Annotated in this window: 11 protein-coding genes; 6 read left to right on the top strand and 5 right to left on the bottom strand. The window is 54.2% G+C overall.

What is annotated here, in order from left to right; translation table 11 throughout:
* The first annotated feature begins 18 nt into the window (after positions 1–18).
* The 3 genes from RZA33_RS01355 to hexR are packed head-to-tail and all read left to right on the top strand — an operon-like array spanning position 19 to position 4,878.
* Positions 19–2,262, top strand: a complete 2,244-nt coding sequence (locus RZA33_RS01355) for a GAF domain-containing protein (protein WP_317506047.1) — start codon at positions 19–21, stop codon at positions 2,260–2,262.
* Entirely contained in the window at positions 2,259–4,025 is a 1,767-nt protein-coding gene (locus tag RZA33_RS01350; RefSeq protein ID WP_317506046.1) for a putative bifunctional diguanylate cyclase/phosphodiesterase, read from the top strand. Before RZA33_RS01355 ends, RZA33_RS01350 begins: the two co-directional genes overlap by 4 nt.
* A complete protein-coding gene (gene hexR, locus RZA33_RS01345; RefSeq protein WP_317506045.1) occupies positions 4,015–4,878 on the top strand; it encodes a transcriptional regulator HexR in 864 nt (287 codons plus the stop codon). The genes RZA33_RS01350 and hexR overlap by 11 nt, the downstream gene beginning before the upstream one ends.
* A 4-nt stretch (positions 4,879–4,882) precedes the next feature.
* On the opposite strand, the gene RZA33_RS01340 is transcribed toward hexR, so the two are convergent.
* Positions 4,883–5,242: a RidA family protein gene (locus RZA33_RS01340; protein ID WP_317506044.1), complete on the bottom strand. Its 360-nt coding sequence runs from the start codon at positions 5,240–5,242 to the stop codon at positions 4,883–4,885.
* An 89-nt stretch (positions 5,243–5,331) separates the two neighbouring features.
* Entirely contained in the window at positions 5,332–5,817 is a 486-nt protein-coding gene (locus tag RZA33_RS01335; protein WP_317506043.1) for an Lrp/AsnC family transcriptional regulator, read from the bottom strand.
* Between the two features lie 202 nt (positions 5,818–6,019).
* Between RZA33_RS01335 and RZA33_RS01330 the strand changes: the two genes are divergently transcribed.
* The 3 genes from RZA33_RS01330 (at position 6,020) to crcB (RZA33_RS01320) (ending at position 8,711) form a co-directional block, all read left to right on the top strand.
* Complete coding sequence (locus tag RZA33_RS01330) at positions 6,020–7,711, top strand: 2-isopropylmalate synthase (protein WP_317506042.1); 1,692 nt, start codon at positions 6,020–6,022, stop codon at positions 7,709–7,711.
* Between the two features lie 218 nt (positions 7,712–7,929).
* Positions 7,930–8,319, top strand: coding sequence for a fluoride efflux transporter CrcB (gene crcB / locus RZA33_RS01325; RefSeq protein WP_317506041.1), 390 nt, complete (start codon positions 7,930–7,932; stop codon positions 8,317–8,319).
* Positions 8,316–8,711, top strand: a complete 396-nt coding sequence (gene crcB / locus RZA33_RS01320; RefSeq protein ID WP_317506040.1) for a fluoride efflux transporter CrcB — start codon at positions 8,316–8,318, stop codon at positions 8,709–8,711. The genes crcB (RZA33_RS01325) and crcB (RZA33_RS01320) overlap by 4 nt, the downstream gene beginning before the upstream one ends.
* Positions 8,712–8,720: 9 nt before the next feature.
* Here crcB (RZA33_RS01320) and cfa read toward each other — a convergent pair whose 3' ends face one another.
* The 3 genes from cfa to RZA33_RS01305 all read right to left on the bottom strand — a co-directional run bounded on the left by cfa (position 8,721) and on the right by RZA33_RS01305 (position 12,413).
* Entirely contained in the window at positions 8,721–9,881 is a 1,161-nt protein-coding gene (cfa, locus tag RZA33_RS01315) for a cyclopropane fatty acyl phospholipid synthase (protein WP_317506039.1), read from the bottom strand.
* Between the two features lie 163 nt (positions 9,882–10,044).
* A complete protein-coding gene (locus RZA33_RS01310; RefSeq protein WP_317506038.1) occupies positions 10,045–10,902 on the bottom strand; it encodes a universal stress protein in 858 nt (285 codons plus the stop codon).
* A 20-nt stretch (positions 10,903–10,922) separates the two neighbouring features.
* Positions 10,923–12,413: a SulP family inorganic anion transporter gene (locus tag RZA33_RS01305; RefSeq protein WP_317506037.1), complete on the bottom strand. Its 1,491-nt coding sequence runs from the start codon at positions 12,411–12,413 to the stop codon at positions 10,923–10,925.
* Between the last annotated feature and the right edge of the window lie 333 nt (positions 12,414–12,746).

Below are 12,746 nucleotides of genomic sequence, written 5' to 3'. Positions count from 1 at the left end.
TCACTGCGCCGGAATCACATGCAAGCCCCAGACACTCCTTTTAATGAAACACAGCGCCTGGCGGCTTTGCATGCTCTACAGGTCCTTGACACTCCCGTAGAGACGGCTTTTGAACGTATGACACAGTTAGCCCGGGACCTGTTTAACGTACCGATTGCCCTTGTGACGTTAATCGACGAGGAGCGCCAGTGGTTTAAGTCTCATCCCGGCCTGGATATGACTGAAACCAGCCGCGAGATGTCTTTCTGTGCTCATGCCATTGCCCATGATGCACCGTTAGTGATTGAAGACACGCATCAAGATAAGCGGTTTGCCGACAACCCCCTGGTTGGCGGCACGCCACATATTCGTTTTTATGCGGGCTACCCGGTGCGGCCATTAGATGGCATGGCGGTGGGTACGCTGTGCTTAATTGACCGGCGGCCGCGCACTTTTAGCGAGCGCGATTTAAAGCTACTCGGCAGTCTAGCCGGCCAGGTAGAAGAGCTACTCCGCCAACATAAGCTACAGGTCGAGCTCACCCGCACCGCTGGTAAGATGCAAAAGGAGCAGGTACTGCTCAAAGTACTCCATCAAGGGATTACTGATTACCAGGCGCTGATGTCCGAGAAGCGGCTATGGGTGTTTTTAATGGAAGCGCTGCGTGAACTCACCGATAGCGATTACGCGCTGATTGGCGAGGTCATGCCCACCGATACCACTAACGCACTTAAAATTCATGCCATTACCGATTTGTCATGGAACGAGGAGTCGCGCACCTTGATGGAGCGACTGCGTAACGGCGATATGACACTCAGCAACCCTAACTCGTTGCTGGGTCAAGTATTTGCCTACGGTGAGGTCATCATGACCAACAACGTCGGCAGCCACATTAAACGCGGCGGCTTTCCGCCAGGGCATCCGCCTCTGCACAATTATCTGGGCGTGCCGATTTTTAGCAGCGATAAGCTAATAGGCATGTACGCTATCGCCAACAGCAAGCAGCCATTGAACCAAGCCCTGCTTGATTGGCTTCAACCATTTACCGACACCTGCTCACTACTCATCAACTTGTATAGCCAAATGGCTGAGCGTGAGCAAGCGACCGAAGACTTGGCAAAGGCCAGAGATCAAGCTGAAAAAGCCAATCAAGCCAAAAGCCAATTTCTTTCCTCAATGAGCCATGAGCTGCGTACACCGCTCAACGCAATCATTGGCTTTTCGCAGTTGCTGGGCAAAGGACGCCGCGACCCACTGAACGAAAAGCAGCGGCGTCAGATCGGCCAAATTGAGAACAGCGGCCAACATTTACTGACCTTAATCAATGAGGTGCTGGATCTGGCTAAAATCGAAGCCGGCCATCTGACGTTATCGATTGAGCCCATTGCAATGGCCAATGTCATTGATGACGCATGCAGCACCCTTGAGGCCAACTTCGAAGCCGCGGGTATTACATTAACGCGCATGCCATCAACGCCACACCGCCTGGTAACCGCCGATTACACCCGCACCAAGCAAGTACTGCTTAACCTTCTTTCAAATGCGATTAAATATAGTGACCCGCAGGGCAATATCGACATTACCGCCACGCAACTCATCGATGAAATGCGCATTAGCGTTAATGATTCAGGAAAAGGCATTGCAACTGAGCGCCAGCATGAGTTGTTTGAACCGTTTAACCGCCTCGGGGCCGAGCATGATTCCATCGAAGGAACAGGGATTGGTTTAGCCATTACCCGTCAATTAGTCAGCAAAATGCATGGGCGCATCGGGGTTGAAAGTACGCTGGGAGTAGGCTCAACGTTTTGGTTTACGTTGCCGCTAGCTAAACAACATGACGAACCCAGTAACACGAGCTCTAATGAACGGGTGAGAGTGAATACCGATAGCCAACGCAGCTTTAAGCTGCTTTATATCGAAGACAACCCCGCCAACCAACGGCTGATGGAAGAGGTGATGAAAGACTTCCCTTCTATACAGCTTCAGGCTGTGATCAGCGCTGAACTGGGGCTAGACATTATGCGTCGTTCAACACCCGATGCAGTGCTGATGGATATTAATTTACCCGGTATGAACGGTTATCAAGCCCTGACCGTGATGCAGCAAGACCCCCTACTTCAGTCTATCAAGGTGATTGCCTTGTCTGCTAACGCCATGGAGCGCGACCTACGTTATGGCTTAGCGGCCGGATTTTGCGATTATCTGACCAAACCCATCGATATCGAACAGCTAAGCCGTAAGCTGAGCCAGCTCTTAAATGCTGCGCCAAGGAAGGAGCTATGAGCCTTACCCAAAAACACCTGCTTATTGTCGACGACAACATCGTTAATATCGAGTTAATGCTCGACCTACTCGATGAATACGGTTTCGCCAATGTACATGGCATCGATGATTCACGCCAAGTGCTTGCGCACTGCCAGCATCAGCGACCGGACTTGCTGCTACTCGATATACGCATGCCTTATTTAGACGGCTACGCGGTGATTGAAGAGCTACAAAGTCACTTTGCAGAGCAGATGCCCCCGATTATTGTACTGACGGCCCAAATTGATGATGCTACCCGGCAACGGGCATTAGCCATGGGCGTACGCGACTTTATTGCCAAGCCGTTTAAGCAAGATGAAGTCCTGCAGCGCATACGTATCACTCTGGACGTTGAGCACCGCTACCAAGTGCGCGACAAGCAGGCCGATACGCTAGAGCTCATGGTCGCGAAGCGTACCCAAGAACTTGATCGCCAATCACGCACCGACCCGATTACGCAACTGCCCAACCGACGGGCATTAAACCAGGCGCTGCAAGCGGCCGCCCTGCAAGCCTCGGGGGCCGGGCTTCTGTTTATTGCCCTTGACGGTTTGGATGACGTGGTCCGTTTGCACGGTTATACCGTCGCTGACCAGCTGCTCTACGCTATCGGTCAACAGCTCCACCAGCAGCTCGACGCCGCCTGCTTGCTCGGCTTATGGGGCGGTAGCGAACTGCTCGTGATTACGCCGACGGCTGACCCTGCCAAACTGCTGCCCTTGGCCGATCGCTTATTCGCCTGTTTTGAACAAGATCAGACGCTGGGAGAGCTCCTGCTTCCCATCAGTGCGCGCATTGGTATTAGTGGCGAAAAGCGACACTTTGACACTGAAAGACTCGTGCATATGGCCGCGCTAGCGCTGCCGCCGCAAGGGACACTGTCTGTGCAATGCTATACACCGGCGCTCGAAGCCACACAGCGACATCGCCTGCAACTGCAGCAGGCTATCCGCGGTGCCACCGAGCGTGGCGAGATGTCGCTTGCCTTCCAACCCAAGCTCTCGCTGGCAAACCATAAAATTCTCGGCGCGGAAGCGTTGCTGCGTTGGCAGCATCCAGAGCTCGGGCTTATCTCGCCGGGCGAGTTTATACCGCTTGCAGAGGCCAGCGGTGATATTCTCTCGATAGGCGATTGGGTAATAGACGAGGCCATGCGCCATATCATTGAATGGCGGGCGCTGGGGCTGCTCAATGGCGATTTTCATATTGCGGTGAATGTCGCCACCCGCCAACTCATGCGCAAAGATTTCGCCCAGCAGCTGCTAGCCCGCTTAGCACAGCAACAAATTCCCGAACGCTTTCTTGCCCTAGAGGTGACCGAATCTGGGCTGATGAGCGATATGAGCCACGCCAAGCAGCAGCTTGCCCAGCTGGCCGACATGAATATCGCGGTTGCCATCGACGATTTTGGCACTGGCCAATCGTCGCTGGCGTACATTAAAACGCTGCCCTTCTCGACGCTCAAAATCGACCGCGCCTTTGTCATGGATTTGGAAACCAGCGCGATTGACCGCGAACTGGCCCGCACCATTACCCAGCTTGCCCACAGCGTCGGCTGCGATGTGGTGGCGGAAGGCATTGAGAACTCAGCCCAGGCGGCCTATTTAAGCTCTATCGGCTGTGAAGCTGCGCAAGGTTACTTCTACGCCCGCCCGCTGCCTGATGAGGCATTTGTGTCCTGGTGCAGCGACTGGAAACCGCTTTTATCTACCACCCACACGGAGACCGTTAATGGCGCATGACTTACTTGACCGTTTACGCGATCGTCTAGAAGAACTCAACCGCTCAGAGCGTAAAGTCGCTAATGTCATTCTTGAAGACCCGACGGTCGCTACCAGCCTGAGCATTGCCAGCCTCGCTCAGGCGGCCAGCGTCAGCGAACCTACGGTGAACCGTTTTTGCCGCAACTTTGGCGCTAAAGGCTACCCCGATTTTAAAATCAAACTCGCCCAAAGCCTAGCCGGTGGCACACCCTACGTGACGCGCGCCGTGGAACCTGGCGACTCCGTCACCCAATATACCCATAAGATTTTTGGCGCGACTATCGCCGCTCTTGATGAAGCCCAGCGGGAAGTCGACATGGCCGCCGTCGAGCGTATGGTCGACTACTTAACCCAGGCCAAACAGATCCATATTTTCGGCTTAGGTGCCTCCGGCGCGGTGGCCCAGGATGCCCAGCATAAGTTCTTTCGCTTTAACCTGCCGGTGATGGCTTACATCGATGTACTCATGCAGCGTATGGTCGCCGCCGCCTGCCATACCGGTGATGTGGTCGTGATTATTTCCTACACGGGACGCACCCGAGAACTGGTGGACATTGCCCGCCTGGCCCGCGAAGCAGGGGCGGTAGTGCTCGGTATTACTGCGCCCAATTCGCCGGTGGCTAACGAATGTACTGCCACACTGGATGTCGCCACGCCCGAAGACACCGACCATTACATGCCAATGACCTCGCGAGTGATCCAGTTAACGCTGATTGATGCGCTGGCCACCGGGGTCACCTTGAGACGCGGTGAGGACTTCCTCCCCCATCTCAAAAAAATCAAAGACAGCCTGCGCGACACGCGCTTTCCGATCGAAAAAACCAGTAAGTGAATGATTAGTTGCTCACCGCGGCGGTGACGGTAATTTCCACTTTCAGCTCATCGGCGGGCAGGGGTGCGCAAACGCAAGTGCGCGCCGGTGCGTAGCCTGACGGCATCCAGGCATCCCACACCTCATTCATAGCGGCAACGTCGCTGCCTTCTTTGAGATAAATAGTCGCGCTAAGCAGCTGTTCGCGGCTCGAATCAACCTCTTTTAACAACGCATCAACCCGCGCCAGCATGCTCTCCGTTTGTACCGTGATATTACCGTCCCGCGCCTCTGGGCCAGCTACTTGCCCACATAGATAAGCCACCCCTTGATGGATAACCGCACGGCTCATTCGCGCTTTCGTATCGTGGCGCTGAATCATCATAGTGGCAACTCCTCATTAGATTGAAAAAACAGTCTAAACCGACGAGCTTGTGACTGACTATATCCTTGTGACTGACTATATCGGGTTAATCAAACTCGGTCAGTGGGCACAGGTCGATGCTCAAACACCCGCCGCAGCACAAAGCTGGTATGCGCACCCGTCACGCCCTCAATGCGGTTAATCACGTGCAGCAAAAGATGCTGGTAGTCATCCATATCGCGCACCAGAATCTTGAGCTGAAAATCCGCCGCCTGACCGGTAATGATCAGGCATTCGATGACATTGGGTATCTCACGAATATGGCGCTCAAAATTATCGAAGCGCTCCGGCGTATGCTGATCCATGGAAATATGCAGCAGCGCCATTAACTGATAGCCCAGTTGGCGGGAATCGACTTCCGCGCGGTAGCGCAGTATGAGGCCGTGCTCTTCCAGGGCCCGCACCCGGCGCAAACAGGGCGAAGGTGAAAGGCCGATACGATCAGCCAATTCCTGGTTACTGATACGCCCTTCTAGCTGCACGATATCTAGGATATGGCGATCAAAACGATCCAATAAAAGCGGGTTTACGGCCATAAAAAGCAGCTCCTGCTAAAATATTTTATATAAAAGCCATACCCTGCCAATTATCACTCTATCCTATGTATCTTCGCAAGAACCTAGCGTGGCAAATCCCTTACACTGTTTAAACTGTCAAAAGCAGCGAATCAGCAGTACGGCCGCCACAAGCAGCCGCTATTTACAACACTGTGACGACCACTACTTTAGGAACACCGCTATGTCAGCTTTCGATCATCGCAAATATCGCCCTGCGCCCCGCGTACCTGCCTTCAATCGCCAATGGCCGGATCGTGATCTAGATCACGCGCCGATCTGGGTGAGCGAAGACCTTCGCGACGGCAATCAGGCGCTGCTTGAGCCGATGACCGTTGAGCAAAAACAACGCTTCTGGCAGCAGATCGTCAAAGTAGGTATTAAAGAAGTCATGGTAGGCTTTCCTTCGGCCAGCCAGCCCGACTACGACTTCGTGCGCTGGCTGATCGAAGAAAATCAAATTCCCGATGACGTCACCATTGCGGTGCTGGTGCAGTGCCGTGAACACCTGATTGAAAAGACCTTTGCCTCGCTGGTCGGCGCCAAGCGCGCCATTGTTCACTTGTATAATTCCACCTCCACTACCCAGCGCGAGCGGGTGTTTGAGATGGATCGCGCGGGCATTGTCGATATCGCGGTGCAGGGGGCCACCTGGGTCAAAACCTACGCCGACCAATACCCCGACATTGAATGGTGTTTCGAGTACACCCCGGAAAGCTTTTCCAGCACCGAGATCGATTTTTCGCTGGAGATCTGTGAAGCGGTGATGGATGTATGGCAGCCAACGCCGGAGAATAAATGCATTCTCAACTTACCCACCACGGTGGAAGTGGCTGGGCCGCACCATCACGCCGATCAGATTGAGTACTTCTGCCAGCACATCAGCCGCCGTGACAGCTTGATTATCTCGGTGCACACCCACAATGACCGCGGTGGCGCTGTGGCCTCTGCTGAACTCGCCCTGCTGGCTGGCGCCGAGCGGGTAGAAGGCACCCTGCTAGGCAATGGCGAGCGCACCGGCAATATGGACATCGTCACCCTGGCGATGAATCTCTACAGTCAGGGCATTGACCCTCAACTGGATCTCTCCAATCCGGATGAAATCATTCAGGTGGTCAACGAGTGTACCGGCATCGCCATGCACCCGCGCCACCCTTGGGTGGGCGAGATGGTCTACACCGCTTTTTCGGGCAGTCACCAGGATGCGATTCGTAAATCCCTTAAGCATCAAAAGCCCGACGAGCCGTGGCAAGTGGCTTATCTGCCTATCGACCCCCACGATATCGGCCGCGACTATCAGGCGGTAATTCGCGTCAATAGCCAGTCTGGCAAGGGCGGTATGGCTTTCCTGCTTGAGCGGGATTACGGCATTAACCTGCCGCGTTGGATGCTGCTGGCCTTGGCGCCTTACGTGCAGCAGGAAAGCGAAAAACGTGCTGGCGAACTCTCCAGCGAAATGATACGCCAGGTCATGTTCAATCATTTCACACAAGAAGCCCCGCTGGCGCTTGTCGACTACCGGCTTTCCAAAGGTCAGCAGGAAGGCATTGAGGTTACGCTGCAACAGGGTGACGAAACGCTACGCCTCTCTGGCCAGGGCAACGGCGCGATGTCGGCGTTTACCGAGGCGTGGCGGCGTCATTCCGGCAGCAGCGTGGGTATTATCGATTACAGCGAGCACTCCCTCGGTGCCAGCAGTGAGGCCAATGCGATTGCCTTTGTGCAGTTGTATATCGATGGCCAGCGGCTCTGCGCGGTTGCCGAGGATAGCGACACTGTCAGCGCCTCGCTCAAAGCGTTGCTGTCGGGTATCAATCTTGCCGCTAAAACCACCGCGGCGACGTCGCTTCAGCAGCAGGCAGATGCGCTGAGCTAGCCATTGCTCCCAGAGAGTGGGTGACGCCGCACAATCAATACACTTGAGCACAACGGGATCCCACTCAAGGCGCTTAGCACCCATCCACTCACCGCATTCGATACATTCGCCAAATGCCTTGTGCTCGATACGCTGCAGAGCCGCGCCGCTTTGCCGTCATCGTACTTTTGTGTCTGAATGTCATCTGGGTAGGAACACACGCATAGGAGTACGGTGTTATGGGAAGCGGTGTGGCAAGCGTTTTGCTAGTGGCACTGGGCGGGGCTATCGGCGGCATGGGCCGGTTCGCTGTGTCTAATATATTGGCGAGGCGATTTGGCACTCATTTCCCCTGGGGCACCTTCGCTGTCAATATCAGCGGGGCATTCGCCGCGGGATGGCTACTCGGCATAATGGGCCTGCCCAGCGGCCAGGCCCCCACCTCATTCTGGCTACTAGCGGTCGTGGGCGCCCTCGGCGGCTACACCACCGTCTCCTCGTTCAGCTTACAAACTCTGGCGCTTTGGCAAAGCGGCTATCCGCAGCGCGCGATTGCTAATGTACTCGGCACCTGTTTACTCGGGCTCGCCTTGGTGAGCCTGGGTTGGTGGTTAGGAGAGCATTTATGAGTGCCTGGTTACCCTACCTGGCCGTGGGCCTGGGCAGCGGCTTGGGCAGCGCGTTACGCTATTGGGTATCGCTAGGCATGTTGGCAGCCCTGGGCAGCTACTTTCCCTGGGGCACACTGCTGGTTAATGTGCTGGGCTCTTGTCTGATTGGCTGGCTGGCAACCCTGGGCGCCCACTATGCCCAGGGACATTTAGTACGCTTGCAGCCATTGCTGGTAGCCGGCTTTTGCGGCGGTTTCACCACCTTTTCACTGTTTAGTCTGGAAACTTTACATCTATTCCAAGAAGACCACTTTGCGCTGGCTTTCCTCTACGTGGCGACCAGCGTGCCGCTTTGGCTAGCCGCAGCGCTTTGCGGCCAGCGGATAGCTAAGAAGCAAATACAAGCCTAAGCCTCGGCTTCAGGTCACTCGTGCATACCCCCCGACAATACCCGGCTTGCTCAGCACGAATTGCCATAGCTGTATTTCCCTAGCGCGAAAAGCACCCGCACAGCTGAGCAGGTAATAGCGCCACATACGATAGAAACGCTCGCCATACTGGCTTTCAAATGTTGGCCAGTGCCTCTCAAAGTTATCGTGCCACGCCATTAATGTACGATCGTAATCAGCGCCAAAATTATGCACGTCCTCAACCACGAACAGCGCCTCTGCGGCATCGGCGACTTGCCCTAAGGTGGGCAATTCGCCATTGGGAAAAATATACTTATCGATCCAGGGATCGGTGGCCGTATTCGCTATATTTTTGCCAATGGTGTGCAGTAAAAACAGGCCATCGTCTTTCAAACAGCGGTGGGCGACGTTCATGTACTCACGGTAGTTTTTATGCCCCACGTGTTCAAACATGCCAATGCTGACAATACGATCAAACTGTTCGGTTTCATCGCGATAATCTTCCAAGCGAAACTCAACTGGCAAGCCACGTTTAAGCAATCGTTGACCGAACTCAGCCTGCTCTTTAGAAATCGTCAGACCCACGCACTCGACACCGTAATGCTCGGCGGCATAAGCCATAAAGCTGCCCCAGCCGCAGCCAATGTCCAATACCCGCATGCCGGGTTCTAACTGTAGTTTCCGGCAAATTAAGTCGAGCTTGGCCTCCTGGGCTTCATCCAGCGTTTGGGCATTTTTCCAGTAGCCGCAGGTATACGTCATACGTTGATCGAGCATGGCAGCGTAGAAATCATTGCCAAGGTCGTAATGCTTTTCGCCTACTTCCCAAGCCCGCTTAGCCGTTTGACGGTTCAACAGGCGAGACCGTAGGGAGTGATAAATCAACTGAGTCGGTTTAATACGCCGCCCTAACTGGGCGCGCATTAAGCGATAAAACAGCGCATCTAGGCGCTCAGCGTCCCAGTCGCCGTTCATATAGCCCTCACCCAGGCCTAAATTTCCTCGCGACAGAGCGTTATCGATCACGTTTGGTGCTTTCAACTGCAAATCCCAGGGGCGATCACCGTCAAGCTGGATATCGGCCTGGGCTAACAAGTCAGCGACAAAACGATGGGAGGGCGAGGTTTCATCGAAACAAATAGAGGTTCTCTCAAAGGTGGGCATATTCATGACAGTCTCCTCTGGCTATTCCCGTTAATGAATAGTTAGCAACCTTTCTACCAGCGTAGAACCCCATTGGCATATGAGCATTATTTTATGGAGCTTTTTAAAAGCATAAGACACCAAAAAAGCCGACCCCCTGGCTTTAAGGGGGCCGACTTTAAAGTGCTTGCTAGCGCAATATTAAAACGGGAACCTTGCTACCACGTAGCATAGCCGTGGTTGTGCTACCGACCAGCAAGTGGCGAATACGCGAGTGCCCGTAAGCGCCCATCACCAGCAGGTCTATGCTGTGCTCTTTTTCGTAGGCTTGTAGGGCTTCATCTACCTCGCCAGCACGTATAGCGCCTTCAGCCTGGTGACCCGCTTCACGCAACGTGCTTAACGCCCACTCAAGCTCGGAACGGCGTTCAGCCGTTTCCGCACCCACGATCAGCACATGGCACTCGGTGCCTGCAAAAAGCGGTGAACGTGCCAGCATTTCAACGCCTTTACGGGCAGTTTTGCTGCCGTCAAAGGCCATCAGGATCTTTTCAGGGCGCTTGAAGGTTTTCGGCACCATCAAGATCGGGCGATGCAGTTCACGCACCACCCGCTCAAGGTTAGAACCTAAGTGACCGGTGGCCTGGTGAGCGATTTCACCGCGCTTACCCACCACCAGCAAACGCATCTCTTTTTCCAGCTCTAACAGGCTCTCTACCAGGGTGCCATTGCGCTGGCGGATAACGGGGTCGCTGACCCCATCCTCAATCGCGCGTTCTTTAGCCGCTTCCAGCATCAGCTTGCCGTGCTCACGATTCACCTTAGCGCGCTGCTCATCGAGCTCGGAAAGTTCTTTCATCAGCCTTTCGCGGGCACCGAAACGCAGGTTGCCGGAAAGGTTCTGCTCTTCGGGTACGCCTGAATGATTGTCGACCACATGCACAAAGGTTAACGGTGCATCCATGGCCAAGCTTGCCCAGGCGGCGTAATCGCAGACGCCTTCAGAAAACTGGGAGCCGTCAATAGCGGCTAATACTTGATCTGTCATATCGCTCTCCATGCGTTGGTTTAGTGGCCGCCCATCAGTTTTTCAACCGCTTCAGGGTCGTTGTGTACCGCGTAGCGATCCACCACCGTCGCGCTGGCTTCGCTCAAGCCCGCCATCTCTACCTCGGTACCTTCACGGCGGAATTTAATCACCACGCGATCCAGCGCCTGCACGGCGGTAATATCCCAGAAGTGCGCCCGGGAGAGGTTGATGGTGACTTTATCGATACTCTCTTTAAAGTCGAAGGCGTCGATAAAGCGCTCGGAGGAAGCAAAGAACACCTGACCAACGACTTCATATTCACGCTCTTTACCCGGTTCGATTTCTTTAGAGCCGATATACATAATGTTGCCGACTTTGTTGGCAAAGAACATCGCCGCTAACAGCACACCAACGAATACGCCAATCGCCAGATTGTGGGTACCTACCGTTACGATAACAGTGGTCACCATGACAATATTGGTGCTCATGGGGTGCTTTTTCAGATCGCGAATCGACTCCCAGCTAAAGGTACCGATAGAGACCATAATCATTACCGCCACCAGCGCGGCCATGGGGATCTGGGATACCCAATCGGCCAGGAAGACCACCATCAGCAGCAGTCCGATACCGGCAATTAACGTCGAGGTACGACGACGACCACCGGATTTAATATTGATCACCGATTGGCCAATCATGGCGCAACCCGCCATACCACCAATCAAACCCGCGCCAATATTGGCAATACCCTGGCCTTTACACTCGCGGTTTTTATCACTTTTGGTGTCGGTTAAGTCATCAATGATTGTTGCTGTCATCATTGATTCAAGCAGGCCCACCACCGTTAACATTAACGAATAGGGCAGTATGATCATCAGGGTTTCAACGTTCAGCGGTACATCGGGCCATAAGAAAATCGGCAGGCTATCGGGCAGCTCGCCCATATCACCAACGCTGCGAATATCCATGCCGGTCAGCAAATACACGGCGGTAAGTACGACAATACATACCAGTGGCGAAGGGATAGCTTTACCAACTACCGGCACATAGGGGAAGCCGTAAATGATGGCTAAGCCTGCAATTGTCATGGCGTAAACGTGCCAAGTGACGTCAGTCAGTTCGGGCAACTGGGCCATAAAGATCAGGATGGCCAGCGCGTTGACGAAGCCTGTTACCACCGAGCGCGACACAAAGCGCATCAGCTCGGCAAGCTTTAGATAACCTGCCGCAATCTGCAGCATACCGGTCAGCAGGGTCGCGGCCAGCAGGTACTCTAAGCCGTGCTCTTTGACCAGGGTGATCATCAGTAGCGCCATGGCGCCGGTTGCCGCTGAAATCATGCCGGAGCGGCCGCCGGTAAAGGCGACAATCACACAGATAGCAAACGAGGCATAAAGGCCAACCTTGGGGTCAACACCGGCAATAATTGAGAACGCGATGGCCTCGGGGATGAGCGCTAGCGCCACGACAATCCCCGCCAGGGTGTCGCCCTTGAGGTTGGAGAGCCAGGATTGTTTAAACTTTTCGTACATGCGAGGGGTCCACGGTTTTAGGTTAATAGCAGGCCAAAAGCAGTCGAACAGCGCAGCCAACAATGGGAAGCACCGCCAACACATAGGCACGCTGGGGTCATCAACTGTTTATTATAAAAATGGTGAGCTAGCGTTAGGTGCCGCTAAATTCAGGTACTGAAAACTTAAGCACTGAAAAGAAAGTCAGGCACTTGAAACACATAGGCACTAAAAAAACAGGCACTAGAAACAAGTACCAGAAAGCGATGACAGCACGGTGAATGCACTGCCAGCACCTTGAGAGGGGAGCGAAGGGCTAGGGCGGAGTCATCAGCCCTGAAAAGCGTTGTGTGG

It is taken from the genome of Halovibrio sp. HP20-59, assembly GCF_033052795.2.
In the GTDB taxonomy this organism is placed as follows: Bacteria; Pseudomonadota; Gammaproteobacteria; order Pseudomonadales; family Halomonadaceae; genus Vreelandella.
Note: the sequence above shows the minus strand (reverse complement) of the source record. Positions and strands in the feature narration are given on the sequence as shown.